Raw genomic sequence first — 17,058 nt, forward strand, 5'->3', positions numbered from 1 at the left:
CCCCGGTTGGCGTTGACATGATGCTGTTACAGTAACGCAATCCGGGACGGGGCGAAAGTCAGGCGTTTTCCTCGACGATCACGAGATCGCGTTCGGACGCCCCTTTGGCATGCGACAAAGCGGCCTGATAGGCTTCCGAATTGTAGCAGGCGACCGCGGCTTCAAGGCTGGGGAACCGCGCGACAACATTGCGCGCGCGATCATTGCCTTCCAGCTGCACATAGCGCGTGGCGCGGGCGAGGAAGACCCCGCCATGCGCCGCAATTGCCGGACCCGCGGCGGCGGCATATTTGCCGTAAGCCTCGGCGTCGAGCACCTTCACATGGGCAATCCAGAGTGCGGAGGGCATCACAGCGCCTCCAGCATGGCTTTGACCGCGGCCACGGCGTCGTCGGCCTTGGTCGGATCGGCCCCGCCCGCCTGCGCCATGTCCGGGCGGCCACCGCCACCCTTGCCACCCAGCGCCGCCGCCGCGATCTTGACGATCTCGACCGCGGAAACGGCGCCGGTCTTATCCGCCGTCACCCCCGCCGCGCAGGCCGCCTTGCCGCCGGTATCGGCCACAACCAGCACCGCGCCCGAACCGACCTTGTCCTTCAGACTGTCGACAAGCGCCGGAAGATCCTTGCCCGAGACCCCGGAAACCACTTGAGCAATGAAACGCAAGCCCTTGATTTCCATAACTTCCGGACCACCAGCCGCACCGCCGCCCATGGCCAGTTCGCGACGCAGTTGCGCCACTTCATTGGCGAGCGCCTTGCGTTCCTCGGCCAGCGCCTTGACCCGATCGGCCACTTCCGCAGGCGAGGTTTTCAGCATCGCCGCCACGTCCGACAGACGCGCGTTCTGCGCCTTCAGCCAATCGAGCGCCGCCTGACCGGTCAGCGCCTCGAAGCGCCGCACCCCCGCCGAAGACGCGCTTTCGCCAAGCGCCACAAAGGCGCCGATGTCGCCGGTGCGCTTCACATGGGTGCCGCCGCAAAGTTCAAGGCTGTAGGTCCGCCCGTCATTGCCCTTGCCCGAGCCCAAAAGCTCGCCCATCGACACGACGCGGACCTCGTCGCCGTATTTCTCGCCGAACAGCGCCTGCGCGCCAAGGCCGCGGGCATCGTCGGGCGTCATGATCCGGGTTTCAACCGGGGTGTTCTGCCGGATGAAGGCGTTCACCTCGGCCTCGACCGTCATCAGCTCTTCGGCGGTCATCGCCTTGCCGTGGCTGAAGTCGAAGCGCAGCCGGTCTTCGGCATTCAAGGAGCCCTTTTGCGCGACGTGATCGCCAAGCGCACGGCGCAGCGCCTCGTGCAGAAGGTGCGTGGCCGAGTGGTTCGCGCGGATGGCCGAGCGCCGCGCGTGATCGACTTCCAGCTTCGCGGGCTGGCCCTTCGTCACCTTGCCCTCGATGACCTCGCCGATATGGATGAAGACGCCCGCGACCTTTTTCGTGTCGGTGATGCGAATTTCGGCGCTGTCGGTGCGGATGATACCGTGATCGCCGACCTGACCGCCGGATTCGGCATAGAACGGCGTCTGGTTGACGACGATCTGCACCGCGCCCGTGGCCTCGGCGACCTCAGTGCCCTCGATCACCAACGCCTGGATCTGACCCTCGGCGGTTTCGGTGTCATAGCCGAGGAATTCGGTAACGCCCGCGCGTTCCGCAATCTCGAACCAGACTTTCGCATCCTTGGCCTCGCCCGAGCCAGACCAACTGGCGCGCGCCTTCGCCTTTTGCTCGTCCATCGCGGCATCAAAGCCCGCGGTGTCGACGGTCCGGCCCTTTTCACGCAAAGCATCCTGCGTGAGGTCGAGCGGGAAGCCATAGGTGTCGTAAAGCTTGAACGCGGCATTGCCCGGCAGCTCCGCCCCTTCGGGCAGCGCGGCGAGTTCGTCATCAAGCAGCTTCAGACCGCGTTCCAGCGTGACCTTGAACCGGGTTTCTTCCAGCTTCAGCGTTTCCTCGATCAGCGCCTGAGCGCGGACGAGTTCGGGATAAGCCGCCCCCATCTGCCGCACCAGCGCCGGAACCAGCTTGTGCATCACCGGATCCTTCGCCCCGAGCATATGCGCATGACGCGCGGCCCGACGCAGGATGCGACGCAGCACATAGCCGCGCCCGTCGTTCGACGGCATCACGCCATCCGCGATCAGGAACGAGGTCGAGCGCAGGTGGTCGGCGATGACGCGGTGATGCACCTTGCCCGCCCCATCCGGATCGGCCGAGGTCGCATGCGCCGAAGCCTCGATCAGGCTGCGCATCAGATCGGTGTCGTAGTTGTCGTGCTTGCCCTGAAGCAGCGCGCCGATCCGTTCCAGCCCCATGCCGGTGTCAATCGACTGCATCTCGAGTTCAACCATCGAGCCGTCTTCGAACTGCTCGTTCTGCATGAAGACGTTGTTCCAGATCTCGATGAACCGGTCGCCGTCCTCGTCTTTCGAGCCGGGCGGGCCGCCCCAGATGTGATCGCCGTGATCGAAGAAAATCTCGGTGCAGGGGCCGCAGGGACCGGTCGGCCCCATCTGCCAGAAATTGTCCTTGGTGGGGATGCGGATGATGCGCTCGTCCGTCAGACCCGAGACCTTTTTCCAGATCGCCGCCGCCTCGTCATCGGTGTGATAGACGGTGACGAGCAGCTTCGACTTTGGAATATCGAAATCCTTGGTCAGCAGCTCCCAGGCGTAGGTGATCGCCTTTTCCTTGAAGTAATCGCCAAAGGAAAAGTTGCCGAGCATCTCGAAGAAGGTATGGTGGCGCGCGGTGTAGCCGACGTTATCAAGGTCGTTGTGCTTGCCGCCGGCGCGGACGCATTTCTGCGCCGTCGTCGCGCGGACGTAATCGCGCTTTTCCACCCCGGTGAAGCAGTTCTTGAACTGCACCATGCCCGAGTTGGTGAACATCAGCGTCGGGTCGTTGCGGGGAACCAGCGGAGAGCTTTCCACCACGCGGTGACCGTTCTTTTCGAAGAAGGCAAGGAAGGTGGACCGGATGTCGTTCAGACTGGGCATGGGCAAGCCTTTTTTGCGGATTTCCCCCCGTTTAGCGGCCCGGCCCGGCCCTGTCCAGAAAGCAAAACGGCCGGGGGTGACCCGGCCGTCGCACCGCACCGTTCTGGTGCTGCTGCTCAAGGCAGCGGGCCTTGCGACCTTACTCTTCGGTCAGATCTTCCTCAGTCGGCTCGACACCGAATTCAAGCCCGTGGCTGGCACGAATCTTGTCTTCGATCTCATAGGCGATATCGGGATTGTCGCGCAGGAACTGTTTGGCATTCTCGCGGCCCTGTCCGATGCGCTCGTCGCCATAGGAATACCAGGCGCCCGATTTCGCCACGACCCCGGCCTTGACGCCCAGATCGACCAGCTCGCCGACTTTGGAAATGCCCTCGCCATAAAGGATGTCGAATTCGACCTCGCGGAAGGGCGGCGCCACCTTGTTCTTGACGACCTTCACGCGGGTCTGGTTGCCGATCACCTCGTCACGGTCCTTGATCGCCCCGGTGCGGCGGATATCAAGGCGCACAGAAGCGTAGAATTTCAACGCATTGCCGCCCGAAGTTGTCTCGGGCGAGCCAAACATCACCCCGATCTTCATGCGGATCTGGTTGATGAAGATCACCATGCAGTTCGAGCGCCCGATCGAGGCGGTCAGTTTGCGCATCGCCTGAGACATCAGCCGCGCTTGCGCGCCGACCGTGGCATCGCCCATATCGCCCTCGATCTCGGCCTTCGGGGTCAAGGCCGCCACCGAGTCGACAACGACAAGGCTCACCGCCCCCGAGCGCACCAGCGTATCGACGATCTCAAGCGCCTGCTCACCAGTGTCCGGCTGCGAGATCAGCAGGTCTTCAAGGCTCACGCCCAGTTTCTTCGCATAATAGGGGTCGAGCGCATGTTCGGCGTCGACAAAAGCGCAGACGCCGCCTTTTTTCTGCTCTTCCGCAATGCAATGCAGGGTCAACGTGGTTTTCCCCGAGCTTTCCGGTCCGTAGATCTCGACGATCCGGCCCTTCGGCAAACCACCGATGCCAAGCGCAATGTCGAGCCCAAGCGATCCGGTCGAGGTTGCCTCGATCTCCGGCGGCGGGTTGTCGCCGCCGAGCTTCATGATCGAGCCCTTGCCGAACTGCCGTTCGATCTGCGCAAGGGCCGATTCCAGCGCCTTTTGCTTGTCTGCCTTGCCTTTGTCATTCATCTCGAACAAGCCCGTCGTTGCCATCTGTCGTCCCCTTATCCCATAGGGCGCGCGCCGCGGCAATCGACCGGGCACATCGCATTCGTTCCCCTCTTGTTCTCAAGATATGAGTACAATTGAGGAACATTGCAATCAAATTCTCCCGAAACAGTTAGCGCCACCATGGTTAAAAATTGGTTTAGACGCGTTCTGAAACAGGATCCGGACAGCTTTACCCAGACCGGCGGTTTCAGTAAGACAAGGCAAACCGTCCGGAGACTTTGGAAAATGCTGATTTTCTGGGAACAAAGGCTGGTGTTTCTGGCAACACCCAAAGCCGGTTCCACCGCAGTCGAGGTGTCGCTCGAATCGCTTGCGAGCGTTTCCATGCAGCGCCCCGCCCCGATGAAGCACATGAGCGCCACCGAGTATCATCAGGTTCTTGCGCCCTTTCTGGCCGCAAAGGCGGGCGCGCCCTTCACCACCGTCGCCCTGATGCGCGAACCAATCGGCTGGCTGCGCTCCTGGTATCGGTTCCGCACCCGCGATGATATCGAGGATCCCGATCATCCTATGGCAGGCAAAAGCTTTGACGCTTTTGCTCAGGACTACATCTCCGCTGATCCGCTCCGAAACCCGGCGATTGGCTCGCAATCGGCGCATCTGTGCGGGCCCGATGGCACGCCGCAGGTCGATCGTATTTTTCGCTACGAGGAAATCGACTCCTTCGTGCATTTCCTCGAAGATCGGCTCAACTGCGCCATCACGCTCTCGCGTGTGAACGTGCCGCCCGCGGCCGATGTGGCGTTGAAGCCGGAAACCGAGGCTGCGCTGAAACAGGCGATGATGGCAGATTTCAAGCTTTACAACAGCCTCGCCTGAACCGCGCCTCAGGAAGCCCGGGCGCGGCGGGCGATCTGGTTCTGCACCGTTGCCGTCAACTCGCTGAGCGAGAAGGGCTTCGGCAGGAAGATCGAATTCGGGGTCGGCGGACGGCCTTCGCGGAACACATCCTCGGCATAGCCCGAAACGAAGACCACGGCCGTGTCGGGGCGGCTTTTCAGCGCTTCGGCCACCCAGGTCGGTCCATCCATGCCGGGCATGATCACGTCGGTCACGAAGACATCGAACTGCAGCTGGTCATCTTCGAGAATGCGCAGCGCTTCTTCCGCGTTCTCGGCCTCGAAGACCGTGTAGCCTCGCAGCTTCAGCGCGCGCGAGGCAAAGGCCCGCACCGGCGCCTCATCTTCGACCAGAAGCACCATAGCCGCCGAGGTCTCTTCGATGCTCGGCAATTCCATCGTCGGCTGCGCTGGCTCCTGTTCATATTCCGAGGGTCGATCATGCGCCGGCAGGAACAACGTAAAGCAAGTGCCCGAGCCCAGAACCGAGTCGCAGAAGATATAGCCGCCGGTCTGCTTGACGATCCCGTAAGCGGTCGAGAGGCCAAGTCCCGTGCCTTCGCCCGGTTTTTTCGTCGTGTAGAAGGGTTCGAAGATCTTGCCCAGCTTGTCGGCCGGGATCCCCACCCCCTCATCGGTGACCTTGACCACGACGTAATTGCCCTTCGGCACAGCGGCGCGATCGCGCTTCAGATCCTCGATCAGATGCAGGTTTTCGGTCTCGATCCGAATCTCGCCGCCGCCGGGCATCGCATCGCGCGCGTTGACGACGAGGTTCATGATCACCTGTTCCAGCTGCCGCTTGTCAGCCCGGATCGGCGCAAGGTTCGGGTCATGCGTCAGCGTCAGCACAACCTTTTCGCCGGTCAGCCGGTTCAGGAGATGCGTCAGGTCCGAGAGCGTATCGCGCAGGTCGATGATCCGAGGCTTCAGCGTCTGCTTGCGCGAAAACGCCAGAAGCTGCCCAACAAGAGAAGCGGCGCGGTTCGCGTTCTGGCTGATCTGGTCAAGATCGGTATAATCCGGGTCGCCCTTGTCGTGGCGCAGCATCAACAAATCGCAATGTCCAGAAATTGCTGTCAGCAGGTTGTTGAAATCATGCGCAACCCCGCCCGCAAGCTGGCCAATGGCCTGCATCTTCTGGCTCTGCACGAACTGCCCTTCGAGCGTCTTCAACTGTGTCGCATCCGACAGAACGGCAATCAGCCCCGGCCGCCCCTCTTCCACGACACGTGCCAGCGTCACCTGAAGGAAAACCTCGCGATCCCCCCGGCGTGCCCGCAGCACCTCGGGGCGACGTTCCGTCCGCCCAGCCACGGCATCGACGACCCAGTCATCGACCGGACGCCCCAGCCCCTCGAACAGTTCGGACAGCTTGGTCGAGGCCGGGATCTGCCCAAGCAGCCCCCGCGCCGCGCGGTTCACCTCGATCACCCGGCCATCGACCGTAAGCCGCATCAAAGCCACCGGCAGGGCCTCGAACGAGACCGGATCGGTGCTCGGCGCACGGCCAAGCGCCACCGGCATCAGATAGATCTCGTCGCGCCCGCCCGCTCCGTCGATCTGCGCCACCATGCAGCGCAAGGGGCCCTCGATCGTCGCGATCTCCTGCTCTTCGCCCGAGCGGATCGGCAATTCGGTGAAGATGCGGTCAAGCGTGCGGACACGTTCGCCCACCAAGCGCCGCAAGGCCTCGTTCATAAAGAGGATCGTGCCGGATTTCGAGGCCGTCAGCATCGGCAGCGAAATGCTTTCCGCCCCGCGCCCGCCCACCGGACGTTCGGCCATATCCTCAAGCCGCCAGAGAAATCCGCCGCCCTCGATCTGATGCACCGAAAGCCGCACATGCCCCCGCCGCGTCACCAGATCCTCGCGCGCGGCGCCAAGCGCCGCGGCCTTCGACTGCAGCCGCGTCAGCATCGCGCCCGGATTGGCAAAGATCTCGCCAAGCGCGCGGGTCAGGGTCTGCCCCCCGCGCGAGCCGAACCGCTCGATCGCGGCGCGGTTCTGATAGCCGATCTCACCATCGCTGTCGGTGGTAAAAGAGGGCGAGGCATCATGCACGATGAAGGCGGAAATCGCATTGGCCACCTGCAGGCGACGCCGCGCCAGATAGCGCTGCGCAAGCTTTGCCAAGGCCGCCAGCAGCAGGAAACTGCCCGACATCGACAAGAGCAACGTCATGATCACCCGATCCTGCACGAAATAGCCCGCAGCCCCGGCGGCAAGGCCAAGGACAAGCAACAAAGCCGCCCCAGGCGCAATGAGGGCAGCAGAACGGCCGAGGGGCTCCATGGGCTGATCCGGATGTGCCACTAGCTTCTTCCTGCGCAGAATCGTCTCCTCGCATTGCGGGTCAATTGGGTTAAAGCCTGCTTAACAAAACTCGGCGTCGCCCCAAAGCTGCATCACAAAAGTTCTTGTTACGTTCACAGACGACGCAGAAGCGCCGCGAAAAAGCCATCCCCGCCGTCCCGCGGGCTCAGGCGCCGCCTGCCCTGCAACGCGAACCCGCCGCGTTCCAGAAAGGCATCGACCCTTGCCTCGTTCTCCACCGCAAGCAGCGAGCAGGTCATGTATAAAAGTTGCCCGCCGGGGGCAACATGGCGCGCCGTCCCTGTCAGGATATCCTGTTGCACCTGTGTCAATTCCGCGAGCCGCGCCGGGGTCAGCCGCCATTTCGCTTCGGGCGTGCGCCGCCAGGTGCCTGAGCCCGAACAGGGCGCATCGACCATCACCAGATCGAAAAGCCCCGTCACCTTGCCCGGATTGGCAAGCGTGATCCGGGCTCCGGCCCGCGCCGCCCGCGGGGCGATGTCCTTCATCCGCGCCGCATCGATATCATGCGCCGTGATCAAGGCGTCGGAATGCGCGGCAGCCAGAGCCAGCGCCTTGCCGCCCCCCCCCGCGCAGTAATCGAGCACCCGCGCCCGCTGCGGCAGCGCGATGCCCTCCAGCACCGCCTGCGAGGCGACATCCTGCAATTCGACAAGCCCGCGCTGATAGGCCTGCGAGGCCGCCACCCGCCGCGCACCGGAAACAACGCACAGGGCCGTCTTCGCCAGCGGATGCGGCTCTGCCTCGATCCCGTCATCGGCCAGCGCGGCGCGGGCCTGCGCAACCGTCGCCTTGGTCAGATTGACTCGCAGAAAGACCGGGGCCCGCGCTTGCATCGCCTTCGACACGACCGCGAAATCCGCCCCCAGATCCGCCCGGAGCTGCGGCAAGAGCCAGTCGGGCCAGTCGCGCGCCAGAAGATCCTCGGCGGCAGGCGCGGGCGCGGCCAGCACGGCCAGTTCTTCGGCGCTCACTGGCGCGGGGGCATGGCCCTCGCCAGTGAAGACCGTCGCCGGATCGATCGCTTCGGCGCGACACATCCCAAGCATCAGCGCCCGGCCAGTCGCTCCGCCGCCAAGCGCCGCATAGCTGCCCCGACAGCGCAGCGCGTCATAGACATGATCGCGCACCGCCGCCCGATCCCCCGATCCGGCAAAGCGGTTCGCCCGCCCCCAGTTCGTCAGCGCACGCTCCGCCGGCTCGCCCGCGGCGACGGCGTCAAGCAGCGAAATGGCGGCGGCAATCCGGGCAGCAGGGGTCATGGGCACTCCTTTCCTCAACACCTAACCGCCTTGACGCAAAACGAAAAGGCCCTGCCGCAGCAGAGCCTTTCGAAAGGATTGCGGAACATCGCAAGCGCCCCGGATCATTGCCGCAAGAGCCGCGCCTCGGCAGCGTCGGCCTTGGCCCAGCGTTGCACGCCCTCGGTGATCGCCTTCACCATCTGCGCGCGCCAGCTTTCGTCATGCAGCCGCGCCCGGTCGATGTCCGAGGACATGAAGCCAAGCTCCAGCAACGCCGAGGGAATGTCGGGCGAGCGCAGCACGGCAAAATCCGCCCCCTGCACCGGATGGCGGTGCATCCGGAGCCCCTCGCCCTTGATCGCGCCCGACAGCACCTGCCCAAAGCGCACCGCGCGGGGCTGGGTCTCGGTCCGGGCAAGATCCATCAGCACCCCCGCCACAGCATCGTCATGCCCGGCCAGATTGACGCCCGCCAGAAGATCGGCACGGTCGTGCCGTTCGGCCAGTTTCTGCGCCGCACTGTCAGAAGCCGTCTCGTCGAACAGATAGATGGTCGATCCCATGGCCTCGCCTTCGGGCAGGGCATCGGCATGCAGCGACAGGAAGAGATCCGCCCCCGAGTCATGCGCCAGCGTCAGACGGGTCTCGAGCGGCACGAAGATGTTTTCCTCGCGCGTCATCGTCACCTCGATGCCCGCGCGGGTCAGCGCTTCCTTGAGTTCGCGCGCAAAGGTCAGCACCAGAACCGCCTCGGAATAACCATCCGCCTCGGCGCCGGGGTCAATGCCGCCGTGCCCCGGATCGATCACCACCCGCAGGGGTGCCGATCCATCCTGCCGCCGATGCGGGGCGGCCACCGGCGCAGGCTGCGGCAGATCCCACAGCGCCGATTGCGCAGCCCCGTCGCGGGCGACGAATTCGGTCGCCTCGACCCGTTCCAGCACCAGATGCAGGTTCGGCGTCTCGCCGGTGCGCTCCTCGGCCGAAACGAGCCGCACCGGGCCGTTCAGTTCGGCCACGAACCGCGACCAGCCCGGGCGGAACGCGCCCCAGCGGATTTCGCCCAAAAGCCCCTTTTGCGCGTAATCCTTTGGATTGGCCGCGGCAAAATCAACCTCGCGGAAGTCGACGACCAGACGCGGCGGGTTGTCGAGCAGAAAGGCGCGGAACGGCACCGGCTGGCTCAGGCCCAGCGTCACCTCGGTCACGAAGGCCGAGGGCTGGGCGATCGCGGTGCGGGCGGGCTCGAGCCGCGCCAGCGCCGAAAGCTCCGGCCCCTGCGCCAGCGCAGGAGCCCCAAGCGCCAAAAGCGCCGCGAGGACGAGGGAAAGACGTGCCATGCCTGCTCCGTTTTTCGCCACTATAGCGCAAGCGGCCGGGCACGGGAATCCCCCGCTCAGCGCGACGCCATGAAACGGGTCAGCCGTTCGAGCCCTTCCTCGATATCGGCCGTCGCGCGGGCATAGGAAAAGCGCAAGGTGGTGGCGCCGCGCACCGGGTCGAAATCGAGCCCCGGCGTCACCGCAACGCCCGCCTTTTCAAGCACTTCCGCGGCAAAGGCGCGGCTGTCCGTGGTCAGATCCGAGACATCGGCATAGATATAGAACGCCCCATCCGGCGGCGCGATTTTCGTGAAGCCCGCCTTCGGCAACCGATCGAGCATCAAGGCCCGGTTCGCGGCATATACGGAGCGGTTCGCCTCCAGTTCCTCGGTCGCGTCCAAAGCAGCCAAGGCGGCGATTTGCGAGGCATGCGGCGGGCAGATGAACAGGTTCTGCGCCAGCCGCTCGACGGTGCGGATATGGGCTTCGGGAACCACCATCCAGCCCAGCCGCCAGCCGGTCATGCTGAAGTATTTCGAGAACGAGTTGATCACATAGGCCTCGTCGCCGATTTCCAGCGCCGAAACCGCGCGGTCTTCGTAATGCAGACCGTGGTAGATTTCATCGGAGACGAAAGCCAGATCGCGCTCGGCCGCCGCGCCCATCAGCGCCGAGAGTTCAGCCCGGCCCAGCATCGTGCCAGACGGGTTGCCGGGCGAGGCGACGATCAGCCCCTGCACATCGGCGGGGATCTCGGAGGGCACCGGCTGATAGCGGTTCTCGGGCAGGGTCAGGATATCGACCGGCGTCACCGACATCGCGCGCAGGATCTGCCGGTAGCTCGGATAGCCGGGCGCCCCCAGCGCCACCCGGTCGCCCGCATCAAAAAGCGCCGAGAAGGCGAGGATGAAGGCGCCCGAGGAGCCGGGCGTCACCACGACGCGATCGGGGTTCAGATCGACGCCATACCAACGGCGGTAAAGATCGGCGATGCCGCGGCGCAACTCGGGCAGGCCAAGCGCGACCGTGTAGCCCAGGCTGTCACGTTCGAGTGCCGCCGCCATCGCCTTGCGCGCAAGCGCGGGCGCGGGCGTCGAGGGCTGGCCCACCTCCATGTGAATGATGTGGCGACCCGCCGCCTCGGCCGCGCGGGCGGCTTCCATCACATCCATCACGATGAAGGGATCGACTTGTCCCCGGTTCGAAAATCGCATCGCTTCCTCCGTGGTTTGGCGGCGGCCATAGGCCCGGCGGCGGCGCGGGTCAATGCCGAAACCGTGCAACCCCGGTTTGTCTTTTTCCTTGCGCCCCGCGCCGGGTTTGGCCACTCTCGCGCCGACTTGATACGGCCCCGAAAGGACCCTGGATGAAACGCCTCTCGCTTGCAGCCCTCGCGCTTGCCGCCTGCTTCGGCACGCCCGCCGCAGCGCTTGACCTGTCCACCATGACGCCCGCGGAAAAGGCCGCTTTCGGCGAAGCGGTGAAAAGCTACCTGATGGAGAACCCCGAGGTTCTGGTCGAAGCGATCAACAAGCTCGAGGAACGTCAGCAGGCAGCGCAGGCGGACAATGACAAGGTGCTGGTGAAGACCAACGCCGACGACATCTTTCATTTCGCGGGCGATTGGGTGGGCGGCAATCCCGATGGCGACGTGACGATGGTCGAATTCATCGATTACAAATGCACCTATTGCAAGAAGGCCTACGAGGTCGTCGACGAGGTGCTGAAGAAGGACGGCAAGGTCCGCTTCGTGGTGAAGGAATTCCCGATCCTCTCCGATCAGTCGGTGCTGGCGGCCCGGTTCGCCGTCGCCACGCGGATGGTTGCGGGCGACGCGGCCTATGAAAAGGTGCACAACACGCTGATGGCGTTTCGCGGCGACATCACGCTCGACAGTCTGAAGCGGCTGGCGGCGGATGAAAAGATCGATGCCGCGGCGGTGATCGCGAAGATGAACACCGAAGAGGTGACGGCGGTCCTGCGCGCGAATGCGCAACTGGCCGAGCGGATGGCGATTTCGGGCACGCCCGCCTTTGTCGTCGGCGGGCAACTGCTGCGCGGCTATGCGCCCGCCGAGGCGATGGCGCAGATCATCGCCGACGAGCGCGGCTGAGCGTCGCCACAACAGGTTCGAAAGGGGGCTTCGGCCCCCTTTTTCATTCCGTAGACCAGCGCGCCAGCGCCTCGGCCGCGCTGAGGCGGCTCTGCGCCGATCCCGCCCCGATCATGCCCGGCGTGCGCGAGAGCTTCGGCGCGGGGGCGGGTTGCATCAGCCCCTCATGCGTAAGATAGGTGCCCCGGGCGCGGTTGTGCGGATGGGCGGCGGCCTCGGACAGGCTCAGCACCGGGGTCGCACAAGCGTCGCTGCCCTCGAAGATCGCCTCCCACTCCGCCCGGGTCCGCTCGGCAAACCGCGCCGCCAGCGCCGCATGCAGCGCGGGCCAGTTGGCGCGATCGCCCCGGTCGGGCAGCTCGCCCGGAGCAAAGCCCGCAAGGTGCTGAAACTCGGCCCAGAATTTTTCCTCAAGCGGCCCGATGGCGAAATGCCCGCCACAGGCACAGCGATAGACGTTGTAATGGGGCGCGCCGCCATCGAGCAGATTGCCGCCGCGCGGGGCCTGCCAGAGCCCCTGCCCGGCCATGCCCGAAATCATGCCCATCAGATGCGCCACGCCATCGGTGATCGCCGCATCGACCACCTGCCCCTGCCCGGTCGCACGGGCGCTCAGGATCGCGGCCAGCATCCCGAAGGCGAGATAAAGCCCGCCGCCGCCGAAATCTCCGACCAGGTTCAGCGGCAGAACCGGCGTCTCGGTCGTGCCGATCGCGCCAAGCGCGCCCGAAAGCGCGACGTAATTGATGTCATGCCCCGCGGTCTGCGCCAGCGGCCCGCTTTGCCCCCAGCCGGTCATGCGACCATACACCAGACGCGGATTTTCGGGAAAGTCGTCCGGCCCGAGGCCCAACCGCTCCATCGCGCCCGGCCGCATCCCCTCGATCAGCGCATCGGCGCGCAGGATCAGGCTGCGCGCGACAGCCTTGCCCTCGGGGGATTTCAGATTCAGTTCAAGCACATCGCGGCCGCGGTCGAGCGGATCGGTCGCCATGCCCAGCACATGCGCCGCAGCGCCCTGCGCCCCCGGACGAGCAAGGCGGATCACCTCGGCCCCCATGTCGGCCATCAGCTGGGCGGTGAAGGGCGTCGGACCAAGGCCCGAAATCTCGACAATGCGCAATCCCGCCAAGGGGCCGTTGGTCATGCAATCCTCCGCCTGAAAAGGCCGGGGGCTGTGCGCCCCCGGACCCAAGCAGCGTATTGCCACCAAGGAAAAGCGGAAGCGTTACGCTGCGTCAGCAGGCGCGGCAGCGGCCGGGTCAGGGCGGTGATGCTCGTTGAAATATTCCCATTCACCGACCTTGCGGCCATCGGGCAGCTTGCAGGTCGCGTCGCCCCCCGGGGTCATGTCGTTGAGCAGAACCTCGCCGCCCTGTTCGACGCAATAGGCCGAGGCTGGGTTCGGCATGCCGATCGGCTTGTCGGCAGGCGCGGTGGTTTCGGTGCAGGCGGCAAGCGCAAGAAGCAACAGCGGAAGATATTTCATCGTGACCTCAATAGACACCGGACGAGTCAGCGCGAGCATCCCACAGAGATCCGCCCGGGGCCAGCGATGATTGCGCCCGCGCGACGGGTCACGAGGACGCCTTGTCCTCCAGCGTCAGCCATTCTTCCTCGGCCGCGGCCAGCGCCGCTTCGCGCTCGACCAGCATTTCGGAGGCCTTGGCGAATTTCACCGGCTCGCGGGTGAAGAGATCGGGATCGGACAGCAGCTCGTGCAGTTTGCCGATCTCGCGCTCGAGCCTTTCCATGATGCCGGGCAGCGCTTCCAGCCGATGTTTCTCGGTGAAGGTCAGCCCAGCCTTCTTCACCACCTCTTTCGGGGCCTCGGCCGCCTTCTTCGGCGCGGCTTTCTCGGCCGCAGGCGGCGCCTCGGTCAGCGCCTTTTGCGTCTGATAGTCAGTCCAGCCGCCCGCATAAACGGTGGCCTTGCCGTCGCCCTCCATCGCGATCGTGGTCGTCGCCACGCGGTCGATGAAATCGCGATCGTGGCTGACCAGAAGCACGGTGCCGTCATATTCGCCCAGAATATCCTGAAGCAGATCAAGGGTTTCGACGTCGAGATCGTTCGTCGGTTCGTCGAGCACCAAAAGGTTCGAGGGCTTGGCCATGATCCGCGCCAGCAAGAGCCGCGCCCGTTCACCACCCGAGAGCGAGCCGATCGGCGCGCGGGCCTGTTGCTCGTCAAACAGGAAGTCCTTGAGATAGGCCACGACATGCTTGGGCTGGCCGCGCACCATCACCTGATCGGCGCGCCCCGAGACCCGCATCTCGGGATCGTTCACCAGCCCGTCCCAGAGCGTCATCGAGAAATCGAGCGTCGACCGGGTCTGATCGAAAACCGCCATGTCCAGATTGGTGCCCTGCGTGACCGTGCCCGCATCGGGGGCAAGTTCCCCGGTCAGCATCTTCAGAAGCGTCGTCTTGCCGACGCCATTCGGGCCGACAAAGGCCACCCGGTCGCCGCGCAGCACGCGCAGATCGAAATTCTTCACGATGGTCTTGGCGCCGAAGGTCTTCACCAGCCCCTTCGCCTCGATCACCCGCTTGCCCGAAACCGGACCGCTTTCGAGTTCCATCAGCGCCGTGCCCTGACGGCGGATCTGCCCGGCCCGCTCGGCCCGCAGCGCCTGCAGCGCGCGGACCCGGCCCATGTTGCGCTTGCGGCGTGCCGAAATCCCCTCGACCGCCCATTTCGCTTCCGCCTTGATCTTGCGGTCGAGCTTGTGGCGGGCGTCGTCTTCCTCGGCCCAGGTGGTTTCGCGCCACTCCTCGAAATGCTCGAAGCCCTTTTCCAGCCGCCGCACCTCGCCCCGGTCGATCCAGAGCACCGCCTGCGTCAGATGCCGCAGAAAGGCGCGGTCGTGCGAGATCAGCACATAGGCCGTGCGGGTGTCGCGCAGATACTCCTCAAGCCAGCCGATCGCCTGAATATCAAGGTGGTTCGTCGGCTCGTCGAGCAGCATCAGCTCGGGCGCTTCGGCCAGAAGCTTCGCCAAAGCCGCGCGGCGGCGTTCCCCGCCCGAGGCGGTCGCAACCGGCGCGTCGGGGCGGAATTTCAGCCCCTCGGCCACCATCTCGATGCGGTAGCGCTCGGCCTCGGCCAGCCCCGAGGCGGCGTAATCGCCCAAAGTGGCAAAGGCCGACAGATCCGGCTCCTGCTCCATGTAGCCGACGCGGGTGCCCGTCGGCACGACCCGGCTGCCCTGATCGGGTTCAACAAGCCCCGCCATCACCTTCATCAGCGTCGACTTGCCCGAGCCATTGCGGCCCACAAGGGCGACGCGGTCGCCCTCCTGCACGGTCAGGTCAAGACCGTCATAAAGGGGATTGCCGCCGAAAGTCAGCGAGATCGAGGAAAGCTGGAGAAGAGGTGCGCGTGCCATGCGCTTCCGCTAGCCGGGAGAGGCCAAAAGGTCAACGGTCACGAGGGCATCGCCTCCCGCGACGGGCCGCTTCCCCCATTTCCGAACATGCAGGAAATCCCGACTGCGCTTTTATCTTGCCCCAAATATCCCGGGGGGTGAGATGGGATAGCGCCACCTTCCGGGGGAAGGTGGCCCCATCGAACGGGCTGCCGGTGGCAGCCCTGGGCGGGGGGCAGAGCCCCCTACCCGGCCACCAGCCGCAGCGCACGGGCGCGTTCGGGCGGAATCGCGCCGATTTCAAGCCCGGTAAAAACATGCAGCGTGCCCAGATCCTCGTCGACGACGGCATGATCCGAGACCCAGCCGCCCATGCCCAGATAGCTGCGCAGCAAAGGCGGCATCTTCAGCATCGCCTGTTTCGGATCGCCCTTGCGGCCCAGAAGCTGGCGCGCATAGCGGATCACCTTCGGCGCCTTCACCCGCACCCGCCAGCGCTTCGGCGCCAGATGGCGCTCGGCCAGAACCGCGAAAGCATCGGCACAGCTGTCAAAATCGGTGGTCAGGAAGGACGAGCAGCCAAACAGCATCTCGATTCTCTCGGAATCGACAAGCCGGGTCACCGCCCCCCAGGCGAGGCGCAGGATATCGGGATCGCGGCACTCGGGATCGACGCAGAAGCGCCCCATCTCCAGCATCCGTCCGGAATAGGCGGAAAGCGGCGTCAGGTCATAAAATTGCGCCGAATAGCTGCGGTGAAGCTCGCGCCCGCTCTCGATCGGCAGGAGCCGAAAGCAGCAAACCAGCCGCCCGCTGCCCGTCTCCTCGACCAGCACATGGCGGCAGGCATCGTCGAAGGCATCGGCATCCAGCGCCTCGCCCATGTCCATGCCGCGGCCGCGGGCCGAGACGAAGGCCCGCCAGCGCAGCGCCTGCGCCGCCTGCACATCCGCGTGTGATTGCGCGAGTCGGGCCGCATAACGGCCTCTCGAGAGCGAAAACATGGGGCCTCCCGGGATCTGTCGCGCTGATCCTACGGCAAAGACCTGACAGCGAAAAGACATTCGGCTGCGACCGAGCGCCCCGTCCCCGATCAATTGTCGAGCAATTTGCCCGCCGACACGCGCCCGAACGAGCCCAGAAGCTCGCGGATCAGGCCGATGCCCTTGATGTTGCTCTTCGTCACGCGACGCGACAGCACCACGACCTCGCCCCGCTCCAGACCGAAGCGCTCGACATTCTCGACCATGCCCTTGTCATCAAAGGTGATCGCCACGACCTGCCGGTCGACTTCCTGCGGCGCCCGCGCGCCGTAGTATTTCCAGCGCGAGCCGACATAGAACCAGCCCGACCCCTGCAGGACCCCCATCGAGGACGGGCGACCGATCACATCCGTGACCTCCTCGCGCGAGCTCTTGCCGACTTCGATCTTTGCCAGATCGTCTTCGGTGGGCACATAGCCGTGGTTTTGATAGATCGCAGTGCAGCCCGCCACGAAAAGCACCGCCGCAACGGTGACAAATCGCGCCATGCGGCGAATTCCGGACGTGCTGCTCAAGCCTACCCCCTCTTGCCTCGTGACCTCGGGCCTTCTATCCCGATTACAA

14 protein-coding genes are annotated in these 17,058 nt (G+C 64.9%); 2 read left to right on the top strand and 12 right to left on the bottom strand.

Annotated elements, in window-relative coordinates; all coding sequences use genetic code 11:
- Positions 1–58 precede the first annotated feature (58 nt).
- From ACTTAI_RS11500 to recA, 3 genes are all read right to left on the bottom strand, one after another.
- A complete protein-coding gene (locus ACTTAI_RS11500) occupies positions 59–349 on the bottom strand; it encodes a DUF1330 domain-containing protein (protein WP_013067477.1) in 291 nt (96 codons plus the stop codon).
- Complete coding sequence (alaS, locus tag ACTTAI_RS11505; RefSeq protein WP_444451701.1) at positions 349–3,003, bottom strand: alanine--tRNA ligase; 2,655 nt, start codon at positions 3,001–3,003, stop codon at positions 349–351. The genes ACTTAI_RS11500 and alaS overlap by 1 nt, the downstream gene beginning before the upstream one ends.
- Before the next feature lie 139 nt (positions 3,004–3,142).
- Entirely contained in the window at positions 3,143–4,210 is a 1,068-nt protein-coding gene (gene recA, locus ACTTAI_RS11510; RefSeq protein ID WP_444451702.1) for a recombinase RecA, read from the bottom strand.
- Positions 4,211–4,453: 243 nt separating this feature from the next.
- On the opposite strand from recA, the gene ACTTAI_RS11515 reads away from it, so the two are divergent.
- Positions 4,454–5,047 carry a hypothetical protein gene (locus ACTTAI_RS11515; RefSeq protein WP_444451703.1) on the top strand — a complete coding sequence of 198 codons (594 nt, stop codon included), beginning with the start codon at positions 4,454–4,456 and terminating at the stop codon, positions 5,045–5,047.
- Positions 5,048–5,055: 8 nt separating this feature from the next.
- Here ACTTAI_RS11515 and ACTTAI_RS11520 read toward each other — a convergent pair whose 3' ends face one another.
- The 4 genes from ACTTAI_RS11520 to ACTTAI_RS11535 all read right to left on the bottom strand — a co-directional run bounded on the left by ACTTAI_RS11520 (position 5,056) and on the right by ACTTAI_RS11535 (position 11,184).
- Positions 5,056–7,362 (bottom strand): ATP-binding response regulator, encoded by a 2,307-nt coding sequence (locus ACTTAI_RS11520; protein WP_444451704.1) that lies wholly within the window; start codon positions 7,360–7,362, stop codon positions 5,056–5,058.
- A 134-nt stretch (positions 7,363–7,496) separates the two neighbouring features.
- Positions 7,497–8,666 (bottom strand): RsmB/NOP family class I SAM-dependent RNA methyltransferase, encoded by a 1,170-nt coding sequence (locus ACTTAI_RS11525; RefSeq protein ID WP_444451705.1) that lies wholly within the window; start codon positions 8,664–8,666, stop codon positions 7,497–7,499.
- Positions 8,667–8,770: 104 nt separating this feature from the next.
- Positions 8,771–9,988 (bottom strand): N-acetylmuramoyl-L-alanine amidase, encoded by a 1,218-nt coding sequence (locus ACTTAI_RS11530; protein ID WP_444451706.1) that lies wholly within the window; start codon positions 9,986–9,988, stop codon positions 8,771–8,773.
- A 56-nt stretch (positions 9,989–10,044) separates the two neighbouring features.
- Positions 10,045–11,184 carry a pyridoxal phosphate-dependent aminotransferase gene (locus ACTTAI_RS11535; protein WP_444451707.1) on the bottom strand — a complete coding sequence of 380 codons (1,140 nt, stop codon included), beginning with the start codon at positions 11,182–11,184 and terminating at the stop codon, positions 10,045–10,047.
- A 152-nt stretch (positions 11,185–11,336) separates the two neighbouring features.
- Between ACTTAI_RS11535 and ACTTAI_RS11540 the strand changes: the two genes are divergently transcribed.
- On the top strand, positions 11,337–12,083 hold the full coding sequence (locus ACTTAI_RS11540) for a DsbA family protein (protein WP_444451708.1): 747 nt from the start codon (positions 11,337–11,339) through the stop codon (positions 12,081–12,083).
- A gap of 43 nt (positions 12,084–12,126) precedes the next feature.
- Here ACTTAI_RS11540 and ACTTAI_RS11545 read toward each other — a convergent pair whose 3' ends face one another.
- The 5 genes from ACTTAI_RS11545 to ACTTAI_RS11565 all read right to left on the bottom strand — a co-directional run bounded on the left by ACTTAI_RS11545 (position 12,127) and on the right by ACTTAI_RS11565 (position 17,009).
- A complete protein-coding gene (locus ACTTAI_RS11545) occupies positions 12,127–13,230 on the bottom strand; it encodes a CaiB/BaiF CoA transferase family protein (protein ID WP_444451709.1) in 1,104 nt (367 codons plus the stop codon).
- A gap of 81 nt (positions 13,231–13,311) precedes the next feature.
- Positions 13,312–13,572, bottom strand: a complete 261-nt coding sequence (locus ACTTAI_RS11550; RefSeq protein WP_444451710.1) for a putative hemolysin — start codon at positions 13,570–13,572, stop codon at positions 13,312–13,314.
- Positions 13,573–13,660: 88 nt separating this feature from the next.
- Complete coding sequence (locus ACTTAI_RS11555; protein ID WP_444451711.1) at positions 13,661–15,472, bottom strand: ABC-F family ATP-binding cassette domain-containing protein; 1,812 nt, start codon at positions 15,470–15,472, stop codon at positions 13,661–13,663.
- A gap of 224 nt (positions 15,473–15,696) precedes the next feature.
- Positions 15,697–16,455 (bottom strand): GNAT family N-acetyltransferase, encoded by a 759-nt coding sequence (locus tag ACTTAI_RS11560; RefSeq protein ID WP_444451712.1) that lies wholly within the window; start codon positions 16,453–16,455, stop codon positions 15,697–15,699.
- Positions 16,456–16,544: 89 nt separating this feature from the next.
- On the bottom strand, positions 16,545–17,009 hold the full coding sequence (locus ACTTAI_RS11565) for an outer membrane protein assembly factor BamE (protein WP_444451713.1): 465 nt from the start codon (positions 17,007–17,009) through the stop codon (positions 16,545–16,547).
- Positions 17,010–17,058: the final 49 nt, after the last annotated feature.

The organism is Rhodobacter capsulatus (genome assembly GCF_052363175.1).
Lineage (GTDB): Bacteria > Pseudomonadota > Alphaproteobacteria > Rhodobacterales > Rhodobacteraceae > Rhodobacter > Rhodobacter capsulatus_D.